Source organism: Bradyrhizobium sp. SZCCHNRI2009, from assembly GCF_032485115.1.
In the GTDB taxonomy this organism is placed as follows: domain Bacteria; phylum Pseudomonadota; class Alphaproteobacteria; order Rhizobiales; family Xanthobacteraceae; genus Bradyrhizobium.
Map to the genome: position 1 here is coordinate 60,891 of NZ_JAUEUH010000014.1, position 20,041 is coordinate 80,931.

The 20,041-nt window shown below is 65.6% G+C and carries 17 protein-coding genes; 7 read left to right on the forward strand and 10 right to left on the reverse strand.

From position 1 onward, the window contains the following. Positions 1 to 12: 12 nt before the first annotated feature. The 5 genes from metG (at position 13) to QX041_RS32860 (ending at position 5,049) form a co-directional block, all read left to right on the forward strand. On the forward strand, positions 13 to 2,088 hold the full coding sequence (gene metG, locus QX041_RS32840) for a methionine--tRNA ligase (RefSeq protein WP_316167975.1): 2,076 nt from the start codon (positions 13 to 15) through the stop codon (positions 2,086 to 2,088). Continuing rightward, on the forward strand, positions 2,088 to 2,879 hold the full coding sequence (locus QX041_RS32845) for a TatD family hydrolase (protein WP_315827614.1): 792 nt from the start codon (positions 2,088 to 2,090) through the stop codon (positions 2,877 to 2,879). Before metG ends, QX041_RS32845 begins: the two co-directional genes overlap by 1 nt. Continuing rightward, on the forward strand, positions 2,876 to 3,673 hold the full coding sequence (locus QX041_RS32850) for an MBL fold metallo-hydrolase (RefSeq protein ID WP_315827613.1): 798 nt from the start codon (positions 2,876 to 2,878) through the stop codon (positions 3,671 to 3,673). Before QX041_RS32845 ends, QX041_RS32850 begins: the two co-directional genes overlap by 4 nt. 180 nt (positions 3,674 to 3,853) lie before the next feature. Then, complete coding sequence (locus tag QX041_RS32855) at positions 3,854 to 4,492, forward strand: antibiotic biosynthesis monooxygenase family protein (protein WP_315751559.1); 639 nt, start codon at positions 3,854 to 3,856, stop codon at positions 4,490 to 4,492. A 119-nt stretch (positions 4,493 to 4,611) separates the two neighbouring features. After that, the gene (locus QX041_RS32860; protein ID WP_316167977.1) at positions 4,612 to 5,049 is read left to right on the forward strand and encodes a hypothetical protein; all 438 of its coding nucleotides are present in this window, start codon (positions 4,612 to 4,614) and stop codon (positions 5,047 to 5,049) included. A 132-nt stretch (positions 5,050 to 5,181) separates the two neighbouring features. Here QX041_RS32860 and QX041_RS32865 read toward each other — a convergent pair whose 3' ends face one another. The 3 genes from QX041_RS32865 to QX041_RS32875 all read right to left on the reverse strand — a co-directional run bounded on the left by QX041_RS32865 (position 5,182) and on the right by QX041_RS32875 (position 9,857). Further along, positions 5,182 to 6,825 carry an acyl-CoA synthetase gene (locus QX041_RS32865; protein ID WP_316167979.1) on the reverse strand — a complete coding sequence of 548 codons (1,644 nt, stop codon included), beginning with the start codon at positions 6,823 to 6,825 and terminating at the stop codon, positions 5,182 to 5,184. Between the two features lie 28 nt (positions 6,826 to 6,853). Next, positions 6,854 to 8,740 (reverse strand): TRAP transporter large permease subunit, encoded by a 1,887-nt coding sequence (locus QX041_RS32870; RefSeq protein ID WP_316167981.1) that lies wholly within the window; start codon positions 8,738 to 8,740, stop codon positions 6,854 to 6,856. An 88-nt stretch (positions 8,741 to 8,828) separates the two neighbouring features. Beyond that, positions 8,829 to 9,857, reverse strand: a complete 1,029-nt coding sequence (locus tag QX041_RS32875) for a TRAP transporter substrate-binding protein (protein WP_315827609.1) — start codon at positions 9,855 to 9,857, stop codon at positions 8,829 to 8,831. Between the two features lie 453 nt (positions 9,858 to 10,310). On the opposite strand from QX041_RS32875, the gene QX041_RS32880 reads away from it, so the two are divergent. Continuing rightward, positions 10,311 to 11,144: a hypothetical protein gene (locus tag QX041_RS32880; protein ID WP_316167983.1), complete on the forward strand. Its 834-nt coding sequence runs from the start codon at positions 10,311 to 10,313 to the stop codon at positions 11,142 to 11,144. A 56-nt stretch (positions 11,145 to 11,200) separates the two neighbouring features. Here QX041_RS32880 and QX041_RS32885 read toward each other — a convergent pair whose 3' ends face one another. From QX041_RS32885 to QX041_RS32910, 6 genes are all read right to left on the reverse strand, one after another. Further along, the gene (locus QX041_RS32885) at positions 11,201 to 12,670 is read right to left on the reverse strand and encodes an ATP-binding cassette domain-containing protein (RefSeq protein ID WP_316167984.1); all 1,470 of its coding nucleotides are present in this window, start codon (positions 12,668 to 12,670) and stop codon (positions 11,201 to 11,203) included. Positions 12,671 to 12,678: 8 nt separating this feature from the next. After that, positions 12,679 to 13,608 (reverse strand): branched-chain amino acid ABC transporter permease, encoded by a 930-nt coding sequence (locus QX041_RS32890; RefSeq protein WP_316167985.1) that lies wholly within the window; start codon positions 13,606 to 13,608, stop codon positions 12,679 to 12,681. A 2-nt stretch (positions 13,609 to 13,610) separates the two neighbouring features. Continuing rightward, complete coding sequence (locus tag QX041_RS32895; RefSeq protein WP_316167986.1) at positions 13,611 to 14,486, reverse strand: branched-chain amino acid ABC transporter permease; 876 nt, start codon at positions 14,484 to 14,486, stop codon at positions 13,611 to 13,613. 75 nt (positions 14,487 to 14,561) lie between these two features. Next, positions 14,562 to 15,794: an ABC transporter substrate-binding protein gene (locus QX041_RS32900; RefSeq protein WP_315711922.1), complete on the reverse strand. Its 1,233-nt coding sequence runs from the start codon at positions 15,792 to 15,794 to the stop codon at positions 14,562 to 14,564. Between the two features lie 310 nt (positions 15,795 to 16,104). Further along, positions 16,105 to 16,830, reverse strand: coding sequence for a site-2 protease family protein (locus QX041_RS32905; protein WP_315827605.1), 726 nt, complete (start codon positions 16,828 to 16,830; stop codon positions 16,105 to 16,107). Continuing rightward, a complete protein-coding gene (locus QX041_RS32910) occupies positions 16,827 to 17,681 on the reverse strand; it encodes a DUF2167 domain-containing protein (RefSeq protein ID WP_315711920.1) in 855 nt (284 codons plus the stop codon). Before QX041_RS32910 ends, QX041_RS32905 begins: the two co-directional genes overlap by 4 nt. Positions 17,682 to 18,005: 324 nt before the next feature. On the opposite strand from QX041_RS32910, the gene QX041_RS32915 reads away from it, so the two are divergent. Further along, a complete protein-coding gene (locus tag QX041_RS32915; protein WP_315711919.1) occupies positions 18,006 to 18,827 on the forward strand; it encodes a hypothetical protein in 822 nt (273 codons plus the stop codon). Between the two features lie 82 nt (positions 18,828 to 18,909). Here QX041_RS32915 and QX041_RS32920 read toward each other — a convergent pair whose 3' ends face one another. Beyond that, positions 18,910 to 20,013 carry a hypothetical protein gene (locus QX041_RS32920; RefSeq protein ID WP_316167987.1) on the reverse strand — a complete coding sequence of 368 codons (1,104 nt, stop codon included), beginning with the start codon at positions 20,011 to 20,013 and terminating at the stop codon, positions 18,910 to 18,912. Positions 20,014 to 20,041 lie beyond the last annotated feature (28 nt).

Sequence of the window (20,041 nt, forward strand, 5' to 3'; positions counted from 1 at the left end):
GAGGAATCTGCCGTGGCCAAGGCCAGCAAGACAACCGTGAAGAAGGGCAAGCCCGCGAGCAAGAGCGGCGCGAAGAAGGCTGCCGCCAAGGCGCCCGCGAAGGGCAAGGCCAGCGCGGCCAAGGCGAAGGCGGCGAAGGACAAGGACGCCAAGAAAAAGACCGCCAAATCCAAGACGGCGCCCGCGAAAGCCAAGGGCAAAGCCCCGGCGGCGAGCGCGGCCAAGAAAGCGTCGAAGAGCGCCGCCAAGAAAGCGGTCAAGAAAGCTGTGAAGGCTCCGGCCAAGAAGGCCGTGGCAAAGCCCGCCACAGCGCCGGTCAAGAAGACGGCCGCCAAGCCCGCGGCAGCAACGAACAAGCCTTCGGCCGCGAGAAAGCCCGCCGCTCCGAAACAGCCGGCTGCACCGAAGAAGGTCGCGCCGGCCATCGTTGAAGCGCCGAAGCCGCCACGCGCCGCGAAGCCGAAGGCACCCCGCAAGCCGAAGGTCGAGGCCGTGGTCGTCGAGATCGACGAGATCGTAGCGCAGGTCGCGGTAGCTCCCGTCGACAAGAACACCTTCTACGTCACGACAGCGATCGCCTATCCCAACGGCAACCCGCATATCGGCCACGCCTATGAGGCGATCGCGACCGACGCCATCGCGCGCTTTGCGCGGCTCGACGGCAAGGACGTGTACTTCCTGACCGGCACCGACGAGCACGGTCTGAAGATGGTGCAGACCGCGCAGAACGAGGGCATGACGCCGTCCGAACTCGCGACCCGCAATGCCGGCCGGTTCCGCGAGATGGACGAGCGGCTGAACGTCTCGTTCGACCGCTTCATCCGCACCACCGAGCCCGCGCATCATCGCTCCGTCCAGGCGATCTGGAACCGCATGCGCGAGAATGGCGACATCTATGCCGACAGCTATGCGGGCTGGTACTCGGTACGCGACGAGGCCTATTACGCCGAGGATGAGACCGTCGTCGGCGAGGACAACGTCCGCCGCGGACCGCAGGGCACGCCGGTGGAGTGGGTCGAGGAGAAGAGCTATTTCTTCCGCCTGTCGGCCTATCAGGAGAAGCTGCTCGCGCTCTATGAGAGCCAGCCCGATTTCATTGGGCCGGATGCGCGCCGCAACGAGATCATCAGCTTCGTCAGGGGCGGGTTGAAGGACCTGTCGATCTCGCGCACCACCTTCGACTGGGGCGTCCGTGTGCCTCACGACGAGGAGCACGTGATGTATGTCTGGGTCGACGCGCTGACCAACTACATCACCGGCGTCGGCTTTCCCGACGAGAGCGATGCAAACTGGAAATACTGGCCTGCCGACGTGCACGTCATCGGCAAGGACATCATCCGCTTCCATGCGGTGTACTGGCCGGCGTTCCTGATGTCGGCCGGCGTGCCCGTGCCGAAGCGGGTCTATGCCCACGGCTTCCTGTTCAACAGGGGCGAGAAGATGTCGAAATCGGTCGGCAACGTCGTCGATCCATTCAATCTTGCCGACCAGTATGGCGTCGACCAGCTGCGCTATTTTTTCCTGCGCGAAGTGCCGTTCGGCCAGGACGGCAACTACAATCACGAGGCGATCGTCGCGCGCATCAACGCCGATCTCGCCAACGACCTCGGCAACCTCGCACAGCGCTCGCTGTCGATGATCGCAAAGCAGCTCGGCGGCGTGCTGCCGGAGCCCGGCGAGTTCTCGGCCAATGACAAGGCGATCCTGGCGGAGGCCGATGCGATGATCGGCGCGGCGCGCAAGGCCATGGCGACGCAGCAGATCCACCAATGGCTCAATGCGGTCTGGTCGGTCGTGGCCGAGGCCAACCGCTATTTCGCGGGCGAGGCGCCGTGGGCGCTGGCGAAGACCGATCCGCAGCGCCAGCATACGGTGCTCTATGTCACCGCCGAGGTGATCCGTCAGGTCGCGATCCTGACCCAGCCGGTGATGCCGGCCGCGTCGGCAAAGCTGCTCGACAGCCTCGGCATTCCCGAGGACGAACGGAATTTTGCGCGACTCGGCGGCGACGTCCGGATTGCGGCTGGCACGCAGCTGCCGGCACCGCAGGCGGTGTTCCCGCGCTACATCGAGCCGACGGCGGCGTGATGCTGGTCGACAGCCATTGCCATCTGGATTTTCCGGATTTCGCCGAGGATCTGGATGGCATCGTCACGCGTGCCGCCGCCGCCGGCGTCGGCCGCATGGTAACGATCTCGACGCGGGTGCGGCGCTTGCCCGAGCTGCTCGCCATCGCCGAGCGGTTCGAGAACGTGTTCTGCTCGGTCGGCACCCATCCGCACAATGCGGACGAGGAGGACGGCATTCCGGCCGAGGAGCTGATCGCGCTGACCGATCACCCCAAGGTGGTTGCGCTCGGCGAGGCCGGACTCGACAACTTCTATGATCACGGCTCGAAGGACGCCCAGGAGCGCGGGTTCCGCGCGCATATCGCAGCCGCCCGCGAAACCGGCCTGCCGCTGGTGATCCACACCCGCGAAGCGGACGAGCAGTGCAGCCGCATCCTCGAGGAGGAGATGGCGCGCGGACCTTTCCAGGCCGTGCTGCATTGCTACACCGGCGGGCGTGAGCTGGCGATGAAGGCGATCGACCTCGGACTGCACATCTCGTTCACGGGCATCGTGACGTTCAAGAAGTCGGACGCACTTCGCGCGCTGGCCGCCGAGGTGCCGGCCGACCGCATCATGGTCGAGACCGACGCGCCGTATCTCGCGCCCGGCAAGTTCCGCGGCAAGCGCAACGAGCCGGCCTACGTCGTCGAGACCGCGAAGGTGCTGGCGGAGACCCGCGGCGTCTCGTTCGAGGAATTCTCGCGCCAGACCACCGAGACCTTCTTCAAGCTGTTCTCCAAGGTGCCGCGGCCAAAGGAGGCTGCATGACGACGACGCTCACCATCCTCGGCTGCGGCTCATCGGCCGGCGTGCCGCGCCCGGCGCTGGGGTGGGGCGCCTGCGATCCCAGCAACCCGAAGAACCGCCGCAGGCGCTGCTCGCTTCTGGCTGAGCGCCGCGGAGCCCATGGCGTCACGCGGGTCGTGATCGACACGTCGCCGGATCTGCGCGAGCAGTTGATCGACACCAACGTCGATCACATCGACGCGGTGTTTCTCACGCACGAGCACGCCGACCAGACCCATGGTATCGACGATCTGCGCTCGGTGGTGATGCATCAGCGGCGGCGCATTCCGGTCTACCTGAACCAGTCGACCGCGAAAGACATCATGCACCGGTTCTCCTATTGCTTCATCTCGCCACCGGGAAGCGACTATCCGCCGATCCTGACCCAGCACGCGATCGAGGCGGGCGAGACCCAGGCGGTGGAAGGCAAGGGCGGCGAGCTGAAGCTGACGGCGTTCCTGGTCCAGCACGGCAACATCCCCGCGCTCGGCTATCGCATCGGCGATGCCGCCTACACGCCGGACCTCAACGACATCCCCGAGGAGAGCTGGGGCGCGCTGGAGGATCTCGACCTCTGGATCGTCGACGGCCTGCGCCCTGCCTCGCATCCGAGCCATTTCTCGGTCAACGACGCTCTGGCCTGGATCGAGCGCTTCAAGCCGAAGCGCGCCGTCATCACCAACATGACCGCCGATCTCGACTACGAGGTGCTGCGCCAGAGCCTGCCGGCGGGCGTGGTGCCGGCCTATGACGGGATGCGGCTGGAGGTCGGGTAGGGCGATCGTCCGTCGGCCAAGGCCGTCATTGAGAAAAGCCGAAGGCGACGAAGCAATCCAGAGTCGTCGGAATGCTTCTGGATTGCCTCGCTTCGCTCGCAATGACCTTCATGCGCGGCCGGCTGCGATGGCCACCGCGTTTGAAGTTCAGCCGACGTCCAAAAACACGGAGACGCTGCCATGCTGTCGCTGTTCTTCGAGGTTGAGGTCAAGCCGGGCCGCCTCGACCAGTATCTGCAACTCGCCGCGGCGCTGCGGCCCGAGCTCGATGCGCTCGGCGGCTGCCTGTTCCTCGACCGCTTCCGGAGCCTGTCGCGCGACAATCTGATCCTGTCCTACCAGATCTGGCAGGACGAGGGCGCCATGACCGCCTGGCGCGTCCATGCCCATCATCACGACATCCAGACCCTCGGCCGCGACAAGGTGTTCTCCGACTACCGCCTGCGCGTCGCGGAGTTGGTCCACGAGGTGAGGCCGGGGCAGGCGGCGTGGCAGCCGGAGCGGCGTGGCACCTACAACGATCCGAAGCGGCGTGCGCCGACCTATGTGCTGGCCGTCGAGACGGCGGCCCCGCAATTGAGCGGCGTGAAGGACCTGCCGGTCGCGAGCTTCTCCAGCGTCTACCGGGAAGGACGCTTCGCGCATCTCGTCGAATTGCCGAACGAGCCGACCGGCGTCGCACTGAGCACGCAGCTGCTCGCCGAACCCGGCGCCGACAACATCCGCGTCGTCGAAGTCACCCGCGACTACGGCATGTACGACCGCCGCGAGGCGCCGCAATACTATCCGGAGAAGAGCAGGGGGGCTGAGCGACGATGACAACCCGCCTCAGAGAACTAGTTCTGGATACACCTCGCGGCGAGGTAAGGGTGTTGGACGAGCCGACCTACTCGTTTAAATCAGCCGACAATCTGCGGCGATACGAAAGTGAGGTCCGGATGGATGACTCCACCCCCTACTCCATTCACGGGGTGAGCATTGACGGACAATGGTCGGTAATTTTCGGTGCGGGAGGAGGGCCAACGAGCGTACATCGACATTCCGCCGTTGAAGTGGATGGACGTTTGGTTCTAGCAGTCGGCAACCAAGTTGTGTGCCTTAGCCTGCAGACGGGGCAGATGGAATGGTCACTGGAGGTCGACTGGGCGTCGTGTTTCGGAGTGTATTGGGACCAGCGGCATCAAGCACTGATTTCCCACGGCGAAATTCAGGTCTCGCGGTTGTCGCTCCAGGGCGAAAAGATATGGGCCACAGAAGGCCGCGATATCTTTACCGAGGGTTTTCGTTGCCTGCCAGATGCAATCGAAGTGATCGACTTCGAGCATGACGTCTATCTGTTAGACTACCTGACGGGCAGCATACTGAGCCGCCCATAGGCAACGCGGGCCTTCGGTTGCGACACATTCCGTCATTGCGTGTGCGGCGAAGAAGCGTTCCAGGACCGAGCAAGAACTCTGGATTGCTTCGCTGCGCTCGCAATGACGGCTTGTTGATGTCATGCCTCTTACCTACGCCGAGATCGCCTTCGCCGAGTTCACCTCGTTGCGCAGCAGGAATTTCTGGATCTTGCCCGTCGACGTCTTCGGGATCGGGCCGAACACGACCACCTTCGGCGTCTTGAATCCGGACATGTGGCTGCGGCAATAGGCGATGATCTCCGCTTCCGTCGCCTGCGCGCCGTCCTTCAGCTCGATGAAGGCGCAGGGCACCTCGCCCCATTTCGGATCGGGCTTGGCGACGACGGCGGCGAACAGCACGGCAGGGTGCTTGTAGAGGATGTCCTCGACCTCGACCGAGGAGATGTTCTCGCCGCCGGAGATGATGATGTCCTTGGAGCGGTCCTTGATGATGACGTAGCCGTGCTCGTCGAGCACGCCGAGGTCGCCGGTGTGGAACCAACCACCGGCAAAGGCTTCCTGCGTCGCCTTCTCGTTCTTGAGATAGCCCTTCATGACGATGTTGCCGCGGAACATCACCTCGCCGATGGTCTCGCCGTCGCGCGGCACCTCCTGCATCGTCTCCGGATTGAGCACGGTGACGGCTTCCTGCAGCGGATAGGGCACGCCCTGGCGCCGCTTCAGCCGCGCGCGCTCAGGCGCCGGCAGGTCGTCCCAGCCGGGCTGCTCGGCGCAGACCGAGGCGGGGCCGTAGACCTCGGTCAGGCCGTAGACATGGGTCAGCTTGATGCCGATGCTCTCGGCACCTTCGAGCACGGCGACCGGCGGCGCGGCGCCCGCGATCAGCCCCACCACCGGCTTGTCGCGCTTGCCCTTGGGCGCGTCGGGCGCGTTGATCAGGACGTTGTAGACGATCGGCGCGCCGCACATATGCGTCACGCCGTGGGTCTTGATCAGCTCGAAGATCCTGGCCGGCTCGACCTTGCGCAGGCAGACATTGACGCCGGCCGCAGCGGCCATGGTCCAGGGGAAGCACCAGCCGTTGCAGTGGAACATCGGCAGGGTCCAGAGATAGACCGGATGCTGGCCGAGCCCGCCGGCGAGGATGTTGCTGACGGCGTTGAGGTACGCGCCGCGGTGATGGGTGACGACGCCCTTGGGATTGCCCGTCGTGCCAGACGTATAGCTCATCGCGATCGCGTCCCATTCGTCGGTGGGACGGCGCGGCTCGAAGCTGGGATCGCCCGAGGCGACGGCTGCTTCGTACTCGATCTCGCCGATGCGGCCACCGCCGGCATAGGAGGCGTCGTCGACGTCGATCACGAACGGCTTTGCGCCGCTCATCAGCTTGAGCGCCTCGCTGATCACGCCGGAGAATTCCGGATCGACCAGGATGATCTTGGCCTGGCCGTGGTCGAGCTGAAACGCGATCGAGGACGCATCGAGCCGGATGTTGAGCGTGTTGAGCACGGCGCCGGCCATCGGCACGGCAAAATGCGCCTCATTCATCGCGGGGATGTTCGGCAGCATCGCCGCCACGGTGTCGCCGACCCCGATGCCGCGGCCCGCGAGGTACGACGCGAAGCGCCGGCAGCGGTCATAGGTCTGGCGCCAGGTGAAGCTGCGGCCTTCATAGACCGTGCTGACGTGGTCGGGATAGACGGCCGCGCTGCGCGCCAGGAAGCTGAGCGGGGTCAGCGGCACGTAGTTGGCCGGCGTCTTGTCCAGACCGAGCTGATACTGGTTCGTGCTCATCACCACCCTCCCTCGTCATCTGAAGAGTCTACAGGAACCCGATCGAAATCCACGGAAAAATCGCAACGATGACGAGGCCGATGAGAAGCGCCAGCAGGTAGCCCCAGATCGGGCGGATGCCCTCCGCGGGATCGACCCGGCCGATCGCGCAGGCGGCGTAATATCCGACCCCGAACGGCGGTGCGAACAGACCAATTCCCATCGCCAGGATGATCACCATGGCATAATGCACCTCGTGCACGCCGACGGCACGCGCGATCGGAAACAGCAGCGGGCCGAACAGCACGATCGCCGGAATGCCCTCGAGCACGCTGCCCAGGATCGTGAAGGCGACGATCGAGACCGCGATGAACGTCGCCGGGCCGCCCGGCAGCCCGGTCATGGCCGCCGCCAGCGCCCGCGAGAAGCCGGACTGCGTCAGGCCCCAGGCCATGCCGGTCGCCGTCCCGATGATCAGCAGGATGGCGCCGGACAGCGCCGCCGTTTCGATCAGCATCGGCATCAGCCGGCGCCAGTCGAAGCGGCGATAGACCAGCAGGCCCGCCAGCACGCCATAGACGATGCCGATGGTCGAGACCTCCGTCGCCGTCGCGACGCCCTCGACGACGGCAGCGCGGATCACGAACGGCAGGGCCAGGGCAGGGAGCGAGACGATGAAGGCCTTGCCGATCTCGGCTCCGGTCGCGCGGCGGACACCGCTCATGTCCTCGTTGCGGTAACGCCACCACACCAGCGCGCACAGCGTGATCGCCAGCACCACGCCCGGCAGCAGGCCGCCGGTGAACAGCGCCGCGATCGACACGCCGGTGACGGAGCCGATCGTGATCAGAACCAAGCTCGGCGGAATGGTCTCGGTCTGTGCGCCGGTGGCGGCGAGCAGGGCGACGAGATCGCCGGGCTTGGCGCCGCGCGCCTTCATCTCCGGAAACAGCACCGGCGCGACCGCCGCCATGTCGGCCGCCTTGGCACCGGAAATGCCCGAGACGAGATACATCGCGCCGACCAGCACGTAATGCAGCCCGCCGCGGACGTGACCCAAGAGGCTCGCCAGGAACGCGACCATGGCGCGGGCCATGCCGGTCATTTCGATCAGCAATCCGAGAAAGACGAACAGCGGCACCGACAGCAGGATGAGATGGCTCATGCCCTCGTCCATGCGCCCGACCAGCACCATCAGCGGCGTACGCGTCGTCAACGCCAGATAGCCGAATATCGCGAGCCCGAAGGCGAACGCGATCGGCACGCCGGCGAAGACGCACAAGCCGACCACGCCGACGAAGAAGATCACGAGGTTGATGTTGCCGAGCGGCTTCAGCAGCGGCTGCGCCACCCAGAACAGCGCGATGATGGCTGCGACGGAGACGACGGCCAGCAGCATCGTCCTGACGCTGGCCGTGCGGGCGAGACGGATGAGAGCGAACAGCGCCATCAGTCCGATGCCGACCGGCAGCGCGGCGGCGCGCCAGATGTTTTCGATCTGCAGCGCCGGCGTCGTGATGAAGCTTTCCTCGTAGGCGTACTCCCAGGACGGCCAGGCGATCATGACAAGGAACGCCAGCGCCGCGCTCGTCGCGACCAGATCGAGATAGGCGCGCAAGCCGGGGCTGGCGCGCGCCACCATTGCCGTCATCCGCATGTGCTCGCCGCGGCGGAACGCAACCGCAGCGCCGAGCATAGCGAGCCACAGGAACAGGATCGAGGCCAGCTCGTCCGACCAGATCAGCGGCCGGTGCAGGACGTAGCGCGCCACGACGCCCGCGAACAGGATGACGATCTCGGCCACGACCAGCAGCGCGGCTGGGATCTCGACCAGGAGACCCAGCAAGGCATCCAAGCCATCGAGCCAGGACCGGCGGCGAGGGATCTCGATGACCACCTCGCTGATCGCAATTTCCGTGAACTCGGCATGCGCCATGACGTCACCCGAACGCGTCTACGTCATTCTTGTTTTGAGCATGATCGTTTCGGAAAGCCGGTCCCACTTTTCCGGATCACGCTCTAGGTTACGACAGCTTGCCGACGGCCTTTTCCAGCAGCGCCCAGGCCTCGTCGCCATATTTGCCCTTCCACTCGGCATAGAAGCCGGCGGTACGCAGCTTGTCGCGGAACGGCGCGACGTTGGGCTGATTGAAGGTCAGGCCCTTCGACGCGAGCTCTGCTTGCAGGCCGGCATTGAGCTTGGCGACGTCCTCACGCTCCTTCACGGCGGCCGCGTTGATGTGCTTGGCGACGATCGCGCGCATGTCGGCCGGCACGGCCTCCCAGGCGCGGCGGTTCGCCAGGAACCAGAAGCCGTCCCACATGTGGTTGGTCAGCGAGCAGTATTTCTGTACCTCGTAGAGCTTGGCGGTCGAGATGATCGCCAGCGGGTTTTCCTGGCCCTCGACCACCTTGGTCTGCAGCGCCGAATAGACCTCGCTGAAATTGATCGAGGCGGGCGCGGCCTCGAACGCCTTGAACATCGAGGTCCACAGCGGCGACACCGGCACGCGGATCTTGAAGCCCTTGAGGTCGTCGGGCCCATTGATCGGCTTGGTCGACGACGTCGTCTGACGGAAGCCGTTGTCCCAGATCTTGTCCATGACCACGAGGCCCGCCTTGTTGATCTGGCCGCGCACGTAGGCGCCGAGATCGCCGTCCATGGCCTTCCAGACCGTGTCGTAGTCCGGGAACGCGAAGCCGATGCCGTTGATCGACGCGGCCGGCACCAGGGTCGCCAGGATCAGGCCGGACAGCGTGAAGAACTCGACGCCGCCGGAGCGGATCTGGCTCAGCATGTCCGTGTCGGAACCGAGCTGGTTGTTCGGGAAGATCTGCAGGTCGAACTTGCCGGCGGTCTCGGCCTTGATCGCCGCCGCCATCTCCTTGGCGCGGACGTTGAGCGGATGGGAGTCGGGCAGGTTGTTGGCGTATTTGTAGGTGAACTCGGCGCTCTGCGCGCGCGCCACATGCGGCGCTGCGACGGTGCCAATTCCACCCAGTACGGCTGTCGCCGCGGAGGCCTTCAACAGCGCGCGTCGTGACAGGCTCATGCTCGTTTCTCCCTGGAGAAGCTTCTTCTTGTTGCATCGCGCCGCCGCAAGCATCGCCGGACGAATCCAGCGACATCAGCGACGTCGTCTGCGCTTATTGCAGCGATGGGCCGCAGCAGCAATATCGGCGTTCGCAGCAGGTCATGCGCAGCGCGAGTCTCGGCCATGGCGAACGGCCCGTCAGCTCGGGCTGGACGGGGGTTCTGAAGGGCCCGCGGCTGCCGCAAATTCGAGGATTTGGCGCCAAGTCATTGAACTCTCTACGCATATAAATATTCCATAATATACCTTATGCGAATTGGCCATGGACGGTGGAAGCCGCACATCGGCCCGCCCAGCGCACGTCGGCGCCTGTGCGAAATCGCCCCCGCCTCGTCACCCCGCAGTCTTCGTTTGGTCAAAGCCCAGAGGTCAAAACCGCATCCTTCAGGATTGGGCACGGGCGTATCGTGAATGGGATCCGAAGACATGCCAGTTCAGTCGACGTCGAAGGAAGTTGATCCGGGTGATGTCGCGCTGCCGCCTGACGACGCTGTCTGCGAGGAGATCTATCAGCGGGTGCTGGCCGAGGTGCGCGCACGTATCGATCAGCGGATCGCCGACATCGAGGCCCAGGCCGCTGCTGATGCGGTCGAGGCTGTCGAACCCGCTGCAGGCAGCGAGCACGTGGAAACGCCTCCTCCGGCCCGGCGCCGGCCCGTATTGCGGGCCATGATCACGCTGATGGCCTCGGCCGGGCTCATCGGCGCTGCCATCACCCTGGCGCGGGACCATACCGAGACCATCACCTCCGTCACCGACCGGATCGAAGCGGCGGTTCAATCCATCCGGCGTGAGAACGCTCAGGCGGCGAATCCGCCGGTGGCACTGGAGACGGCGGCGAACGGATCGAGTGCGGCCGAGACGGCCCCTGCCTCACCATCACCAGCCGTTTCACCAACACCGGAGACGTCATCATCGACTTCAACGCGCGCCAGCGATCCATCCTCCGCAATGGCGGAGGCTACGCCGGAGCATGACGTGCCGTCTGCTCCCGACCGGGACGTCGCGCCGCTGATCGACAAGATCGCGCATGACTTGGCCGAACTGCAGAGCGGGTTTCAGGAGTTCAAGTCCGGCCAGGAACAGGCCAACCGCGATCACGCCAGGGCGATCGAACAGCTGCAGGCCAGCCAGGACCAGCTCGCTCGCGCGTTCCGCGCAGCGAAGACCGAGCCGACGACCGTCGGCGCCGCGGCGCGCCTAGCGCCCCGGCCGCCACAGGCGCGCCCGCCTCGTTTCCCGTAGCTCCGAACTCATGAGAGATCCGGGCAGGGAGCAGGGATGCCCCTGCTCCCTGCCCCTCACAGATAGTTCGCCGCGGCTTCGGCCTCGAACCGATCCGGCGGGCCTTCCCAGACGATCTTGGCATGATCCAGCACGTAGACGCGGTCGGCGTGCGGGAGCGCGAAGGTGACGTTCTGTTCGCCGAGCAGCACCGTGATCTTGGTGGTCTCGCGCAGTCGATCGAGCGCCTTCGACAAGGTCTCCAGGATCACCGGTGCAAGTCCGAGCGTCGGCTCGTCGAGGATCAGGAGCTTCGGCTTCATCATCAGTGCGCGCGCGATCGCCAGCATCTGCTGCTCGCCGCCGGACAGCGTGCGCGCCAGCTGCGGCTGCCGCGACTTGAGGATCGGAAACAGCCCGAACAGCCATTCGAGCCGCTCGGCACGCTCGGCGTCGGACAGCGCATTGCCGCCGAGCTCGAGATTTTCGCGCACGCTCATGTCGCCGAACAATTCGCGCGTTTCCGGACACTGCACGATGCCTGAGCGGGCGATCTGCGCCGCCGTGCCGCCGGCAAGGCTGCGCCCTGCCCACTTCACGTCGCCCGAATACGGCACTAGGCCCGAGATCGCGTTGAACAGCGTCGTCTTGCCGGCGCCGTTGAGGCCGACGACCGAGACGAACTCGCCCTCATGGACGTGCAGCGAAACGTCCTGCAGCGCCTGCGCCTTGCCGTAGAGCACGCCGACCTTGTCGACCTGCAGCGCCGGCGTGACGTCCTTGAAGCTCGCCTCCGGCCGCGCGGTCGAGACCAGCGCGCCGCCGAGATAGACCCGGCGGACGGTCTCGTCCTGCATCACCTCGGTCGCCCTGCCCTCGGCGATCTTCTCGCCGAGATACATCGCCAGCACGCGGTCGACCAGCGCCGACACGCTCTTGACGTTGTGGTCGACCAGCAGCACCGCGTGGCCGTCGTCGCGGAATTCGCGGATGAGCTCGGAGAAGTCGGCGACCTCGGACGCCGTGAGGCCGGCGAAAGGCTCGTCGACCAGCACCAGCTTCGGGCTGCGCGCGACAGCCTTGGCGAGCTCGAGCCGGCGCAGGTCGGCAAATGCCAGCGTCGGCGGCCGCCGGTCGATGACGCTGCCGAGGCCGACGCGCTCGGCGATCGCGCGTGCGCGCGCATCGACGTCCTTGTCGGCGAACAGCCGCGTCAGCTTGTCCGGCAGCAGCGCGACCTTGATGTTCTCCAGCACGGTCTGGCGCGCCAGCGGCCGCGAATGCTGGAACACCAGCCCCACGCCCATGCGCGCGATGCGGTGCGACGGCAGGCCGGCGAGCTCGATGCCGTCGAGCCTGACCGAGCCCGCGGTCGGCCGCTCGACGCCCATGACGCTCTTCATTGCGGTCGACTTCCCCGAGCCGTTCGGCCCAATCAGGCCGAGGATCTCGCCGGGATGGATCGAGAAGCTGAGATTCTTGACGGCGACGAGGCCGCCGAAGCGCTTGGTGAGGCCGCTGACTTCCAGCATCGGAGCGCTGCTCATGCCTTGCGTCATGCCTTGGCCCCTCCCCTGATCATGCCGAGGAAGCCGTCGGGGAAGAACAGGATGACCACGAGCGCGATCACCGAGACGATCAGGGTTGCGAGCTCGCCGAGCGGCCGCAGCAGCTCGCCCATGCCGATCAGGAAGATCGCGCCGATCGCGGCGCCGATGACGGTGCGGCGGCCGCCGAGCACCGCGGCGATGATGATCTGCACGCCGACGCCGACATCGACAAAGGTCGAGACCGAGGCGGTGCCCATGTAGAACACCATCAGTGCGCCGGCGAGCCCGGAGAAGAACGCGCTGACGACGAAGGCGGCGAGCTTGTGCTTGGTGACATTGAAGCCGAGCGCGCCGGCCTGGATCTTGTCCTGCCCGCTCGCCTGCAGGATCAGCCCGATGGCGCTGCGCGACAAGCCGAACAGGATCGCACCGCTCACCAGCATGAAGCCGAGCGCGATCCAGTAGTTGGTCTTGGCATCGATCGAGATCACGTCCGGCACGGCGAGGCCGATCTCGCCGCCGGTCAGCCCCGCGGCGACGACGATGAAGTTCTGCAGCATCAGCACGGCGACCAGCGTCGTCAGGCCGAAATACGGCCCGCTGACGCGCAGCGCCGGCAGCGCCAGCACGACGCCGCCGACGACCGCCGCCAGGGCGCCGGCGGCGATGCACAGCCAGATCGACAGGCCCGGCGAGAAGTGCGCATCGAGAATGCCGGCCGTATAGGCACCGACGCCGATCAGGAAGGTCGGTCCGAAATTGACCTCGCCGGCGAAGCCGAACAGCAGGTCCCAGGACATCGCGAACACGGCCGTGTAGTACGCGACCGTCAGCAGCCCGAGGACGTAGCCTGAGACGTAGGTCGGCAGGACCAGAGCCACGATCACGGTCAGGAGCGCGATCCAGAACAGCCGCGACGTACCGAATGCAGGCATGCTCACCTCCGTCCGAACAGCCCTTGCGGGCGCAGATACATGACGACGACGAGCAGCAGCAGCGCCGGAATCGTCCGGTAGGCCGGCGAGATCAGATAGGCCGTTCCGGTCTCGAGATAGCCGACCACATAGGCCGCGATCAGCGAGCCCGACACGCTGCCGAGGCCGCCGAGCACGACGATCGAGAACGCGCTCGCCGTCAGCGGCCCGACGCTGTAGGAGCTGACCCCCAAGAACATGCCGAGCAGGATGCCGGCCACCCCCGCCAGCAGGCCGTAGATGGCCCAGACGGTGAGGTAGATCGACGATAGTTCGATGCCCAGCAAGGTGACGCCGCGCGGATTCATCGACGCCGCCATGACAGCCTTGCCGCGCCTGGTGCGGTTGACCAGGAACCACAACAGCCCGATGGCGACCCAGCAGATCACGGCGGTGAAGTATTCGTTGCGTGGCGTGCGCACGCCGAACACCGTAGTGACGCCCTCGACGATCGGCAGCACGGTCTTGGCATTGTTGGTGAAGAAATATGCGATCGCCTCCTGGATGATGATGCCCCACAGCAGCGTCGCGGTCAGGATGAAGATCTCCTTCTCCGATTCAGCAATCACCTTGGAGCGCTGGATCGGCCTGACGGCGATGAAGTAGGTGGCGAAGGCCAAAATGAAGCCGGCGAGGATTCCGATCAGCGCGCCGGTGTAGGGCCCGACACCGAATTCGCTGGCGGCAGCCCAGGCTGCAACCGCGGCGCCGACCATGATGGCGCCGTGGGAAAGGTTGAGCACGCCCGAGACACCGAAGATCAGTGTGAAGCCGGTCGCGCCGAGGGCATACAGCGCGCTGATGGCAAAGCCATCGATCAAGATCTGCCAGAAAAGCATCGAAAATCGACCTGCAACGTCAGACTGAGGCACCAAGAAAATGGGCCGCTCCTTGAAGGAGCGGCCCGCGATGCGTCAGTTGCTGGCCGCCTTGAGCTTGATGAAGGACGGCCAGGTGGCGGTGCCGGCGGCGAGCTCCTTGGGCCAGACGTTGACCTGCTTGCCGTTCTGCCATTGCAGCATCAGCCCGGTGATGTAGCCTTTCCCGGTCCGCAGCGCGTGCGGGTTCGGGTCGCCCTTCGGCTTGAAGGCGATGCGGCCGATCGTCCCGACATAGTCGGTCGCTTCCATCGCCTCGACCATCTTGTCGGGATCGGTGCCGCCGGCCCGATGGATCGCATCCGCGATCATGTAGACGTCGTCATAGGAGGTGTAGCCGGCATAGGACGGGAAGTTTCCGAACTTCTTCTGATAGGCCTCCACGAACGGCAGCGTCTTTGGCGTCACCGCGACGCCCGGTCCCGACACGGCATTGTACATGACGCCCTCGACGGCGCCGTTGGTGTCTTTCCAGAAGGTCGAGTTGGTCGCCTGCGAAGAAATGCCGAACATCGGGATCGGCACCTGCTGGCTCTTCCACTGCACGGTCGGCTGGGTGCCGACATGCGAGATGCCGGTGATCATGACGTCCGGCTTCAGGCCCTCGATCTTGTTGAAGATCGGCGTGAAGTCGGTGGTGTCAGGCGACATGCGGATGTGGTCGACGACCTTGAGCCCGATCTCCGGCAGGCATTTCTCGTAGCCGGCGTCGAGCGGCGTCGTCCACGCCGCGTCCTCGCTCATGATCACCGCGGTCTTCATCTTGTAGGGCTCGACCAGCAGGTCCTTGGCCGCGTCGCAGACGAGGCCGGCCAACGAGGTCGAGGTCAGATAGCCGTGGAAGGTGTATTTGAGCTGGTCGTAGTTCTTGGCGATGTTCTGGGTGATGACGTCGGACGCGGCACCGGGCGTGATCATCAGCGTCTTGAGGCGCCCTGCCCACGGCTCCAGCGCCAGCACGACCTCGGAGATGTAGCTCGCGATGACCGCGTTGACCTTGTCCTCGCTGACGGCGCGCTGGAAGGCCCGCACCGATTCCGCCGAGGAGGAGTGATTGTCGTAGACGACGATCTCGATCTTGCGCCCGTCGATGCCGCCCTTGGCGTTGATCTCCTCGGCGGCCAATTGCGCTGCGGGTGCGATCGACGAGCCGGCGACGGCCTGTGCCTCGGAGATGACACCGATCCTGATCGGGTCTGCGGCCCAGGCGGCCGAGGAGACGAGCGCAGTTGCGCAGCTCGCAAGCAAGATGGACTTGAGCGAAATCATGAAACCTCCCGAATCCTTATGCCTCTGACGGGCAGGCTCGACTTTGGTCTCCCACATGCCAGTGAGCAAGGGAACATCCCGAGACGTGCTCTGCGCTCAGCGCATTGTGATAGCGCGCCGCGCTCATGGCTCACGGAATGTCTTACAGGACTGCATGGTTCCTGCGCGCCGCCCAAATATATCCGCTGCATTGCAGCAGCGGATATTCCGAGTTGAAGAGGGCCACGTCCTTACGACGAGGCGATCCCTTACGACGAGGCGGTGCCCTTTGACCTACATGAAGCTTCTCGACTGAAGCGGCAACCTCAACTCAGCCAAACTGACGCACGTGCCCAAGCATCTCGTGCACGTCGTAGGTCATGACGGCGAGAAGCGCCGCGAGCGCGAGATAAGTCCCGGCATATTCGAGCTTCGTCTGCAGCGTCGTGCCATAATAGGCGACGTTCTCGGGCGCGCCGGGATCGTAGCGCCAGGCCTTCATCAGTTGCGGGGCTGCGAGGATGGCGATGATGATCAGCATCGGGCTCGGCCGATAGAGCATCAAGGCCAGCAGCATGGGAACGCCAAGCAGCCAGATGCGCGGACTCAGCACGCTGGTGACGCGGCCGCCGTCCAGCGGCGAGATCGGCAGCAGGTTGAACAGGTTGAGGAACAGGCCGGAATAGGCGATCGCAAGCAGCAGATTGCTGTCGTCCGATCGCGCCCACAGATAGACCGCAAGCGCGGCCGCGGTCCCGACTAGCGGACCGGCGAGTGCCACATAGGCCTCCGTCTCGACGTCGACCGGCTGCTCCTTGAGCGCGATCCAGGCGCCGACGAACGGGATGAAGGCGGGAGCGCCGACGTCGAGGCCGCGCTGACGTGCGGCGACGTAGTGTCCCATCTCATGGGCAAACAGGAGCGCAATGAAGCCGGCCGCATAGCGCCAGCCCCAGATGCCGGCATAGACGACCAGCGACAGCAGCATCGTGCCGCCGCTCATGGCGAGCTTCCCCCATTTCAGGCCGGAGAACAGGATCAGCAGGAGAGCCTTCACGTCGGCCCGCCCGCGTTGTCGCCGCGCGGCTTGCGGCGCAGGAAGTTCATGACAGCGGCCCCGGCGCCGACGACGGCGAAGATGATGATCTTGGCGAACTTCAGGACGAACGCACCGGCCAGCGCCAGCAGCCCGAGCTTCTTCGCGGCAACGCCGCCGACCAGCGCCAGCAATCCATATTCGGCGATCCGATCCGTGCTGGCGCTGAAATCCTCATAACGCTTGCCGGCATTGTAGGAGAGATCGGACAGCAGCTCGTGCGCCACCGCCTTGTCGCCCGCGATCCGCTCCGAGCCGGACAGGAGGTTCAGGCTGAAATAGCCGTCACGCCCGAGTGCGTAGGTGTTGTAGTTGACGTTCTTCGGCGCATCGTCGGGCTGGCCCTTCTCCTTGGCGAGCAGCGACCAGACGAGACGATGCGTCGTGGCGTCGTAGGCCGGCGGCTCGACCCAGCCGACCACGGCCATTTCCGGAAATCCGCGCGCCGCACGGTCCTTGTTCGCCTCGTCGGCGCCGGCGCGGAGGTTGCTCAGCAGATCGTCCGCGTTCCAGCTCTTGGCGTCGTCGTCTTTGATGTAGCCTTCCTTGATGTGCTTGATCACCACCATCCAGTCGTCGTTCTGGCGTCTGCCGACGACCAGCCCGACGAAGGTCGCGTCGTTGACGACGTTGCCGAGCGCGCGAAGGACCCGCAGGCCTTCGTTCTTCGGGACGTAGAAGTAGTCGGCCGGCAGCTTCAGCGTGCCCTGGTCGATCAGCACGATGTCGCTTGGTCCGTCGGTGCCCGCTTGGCTCGCCGCCTGCCAGGCCGCCATCAGTTCAGCCTTGCGCGTGGCCTCATCCAGAGGCACGGCCTGCGCGTGAGCGGACAGGACGACGAACGCTGCGCACAACATTGCGCGCGCAATGACAATCAAGCTTTGCACCGGCCCCACCCCCCCCCCAAGAACATCGGTCGGATAGTACCTCGGAGGCTCGGCAGCGCGCAACAAGAGGGCGATTCAGGCCTCTCGAAGCGATCGACTGGCGCTGCAGCGAGGGAGAGATGGTCCGAAAAGGCCCCCTCCTCGTCACGACGCTGTCTTGCTTTCGGCCAAAGCGGCGGGTCGAGTCACGTTTGAAAATTCAAAGAGAACATCGGCGTCGGCGGCGGGCCAAGGGTTTGGGGATCAGCAATGCAGTCCACACAGAACGTGCAACAGATTGATCAGAGCGAGATCGGCCTCGCCCCTGGGAAGCCCGAGAAGACAAGCTATGATCAACTGTACCGGCGGGTCCTGCGTGAGGTGCTGACCCGGATCGATACGCGGCTCGCGGCGATCGAGAGGCCCGGCGTGGCGGCGGATGCCGCGGCGGCAGCGAGCACGAGCGGGGCGGCAGACGCCGGGGCCAGCCGCTGGGCGCGGATGAAGGCACCGCTCGGCAGGCTGCGCGGGCGCAACGCCGTGGGTCTCGCTCTGCTGGTCGTGCTGGTCGGTGGCTCGGTCGCCTGGTCGCAGCGCGACGCCGGCACCTCGCTGATGGACCGTTGGATGCCGGGCGCCAGCGAAGCTCCGCAGGACGAGGCGTCAGCCCAGCAGGGTAGCGAGGATGCCATGATGTCGAATGCCTCGCTGAGGGGAGCGGAAGACACCACCGGCCCCCGCGAGCCCGCGACGTTGATGCAGAGGATGGCGCGTGACATCGCCGATCTGCAGCAGGGCATCGAACAGATCAAGTCGACGCAGGATCAGGCCAGCCGCGATCACACCCGCGCCATCGAGCAGCTACAAGCCGGCCAGGATCAGCTGATGCGTCTGGTGTCACGAATGTCCAACCAGTCGGTGCAGGCACGCGGCACGGTCCCCCCAGGCCCGCCCCAGCAGATCATCGTGACGCCGCAGCAGCGGACCACCACGGGAATGGCCCGGCCGCAGCCGGCGCAGCCGCAGGGCTCGACGTTCGGGACACTCTTTACCCGCAACACCTCGGGCATTCAGCCGCCGATGCCGCGTTGATGGTGTGATCGGCCGTGCTCACCGGTGGCGGTCTTGGCCGCCGCCGATCCGCGCGCTTGCCGATCGGCCCCTTATCGGTCCGTTACGAGCAGGTGTGAACGCGCCCGTCGTAGCCGCGGTAGATGCCCTTCTCCGCGTCATAGGTGCGGAAGCTCTTGCAGTTCACACCCCGCCTCTTCGCCTCCCGCTTCATTTCGCTCTTCTGTTCGCTCTTGGGCTTGCGGACGCGTTGCTCGCGCTTGGCGGGCTTGGCGTCGTCCTCGGCATGTTGGGCATGCGCGTGGCCGTGCCGTCCGGGCTTGGCCGACGGGGACGCGGTGTCCTGCTTCGCAGCCGCCTTCCCCGGCGTGGCCGCGGAAGAAGCTGCGGCCGGCGGCGCGGATGTCTTGGGCTCGGCCGGCGCAACCGCGGGCTTCACCTCGGCGGCGGCAGCCGGCTTTTCGGCGGGCGCAGCGGCTGCGGGCTTGCTCTCCGCAGCCTTCTCTTCGGCTTTCTCCGGCGCGGGCGCGTCCTTGGCGACGGCGGCGGGCTGAACGGCCGGAGCGGGCTCTGCCGGTTTCGACTCGGTCACGGCCGGCTTCTGGCCGACGTCGGCGCCGGAGTTCGGTTCGACCTTGGTCTCGGATTTGGCCTCGGCTGGCTTGCTCTCGGCCGCAGCATCCGTCGCGGCTTTTTCGGTTGATACTTTGTCCACCCGCTGCTGGCTCGCGCTGTCTGTGGCCTGAACGGGCTTGGTGTCCGCAGCGGCTGGCTCGCCGGGCTTCTCGGCCGTCTTCTCGGGCTCGGCCGCAGGCTTGCCGGCGGCATCCGAGGGCTGCTCGGCGGGCCTGGTTTCAGCAACCGCGGGTTTCGGCTCGGACTCTGCGGGCTTTTCGGCCGTCGGCGCGGCAGACTGCTCCGTGGCGGGCTTGGCCGCATCGTTCGCGGCTCCCTGGGCCCAGGCGCTGGAGCCAGCGATCACTCCGAGGACGCAGAACAGAACGCCCGCGCGGACGGCTGGCGGACAAACAACGGAAACTTGCATGCTGGAAAACTCGCTTGAGGGGCCGGCAGATTGCCGGTTTACGTCATCTGCAGCCAGCTTTCGCCACGAAAACGGCATGCGCGCAAAAAGAGTCGCACGAGGTGTGCTTTCCGCATCATGGATTTGCAATCGCGACGTGAAGGCCGGCGCGCCGACACTCAATGCGTCGGATGCCGACGGCACATCGGCC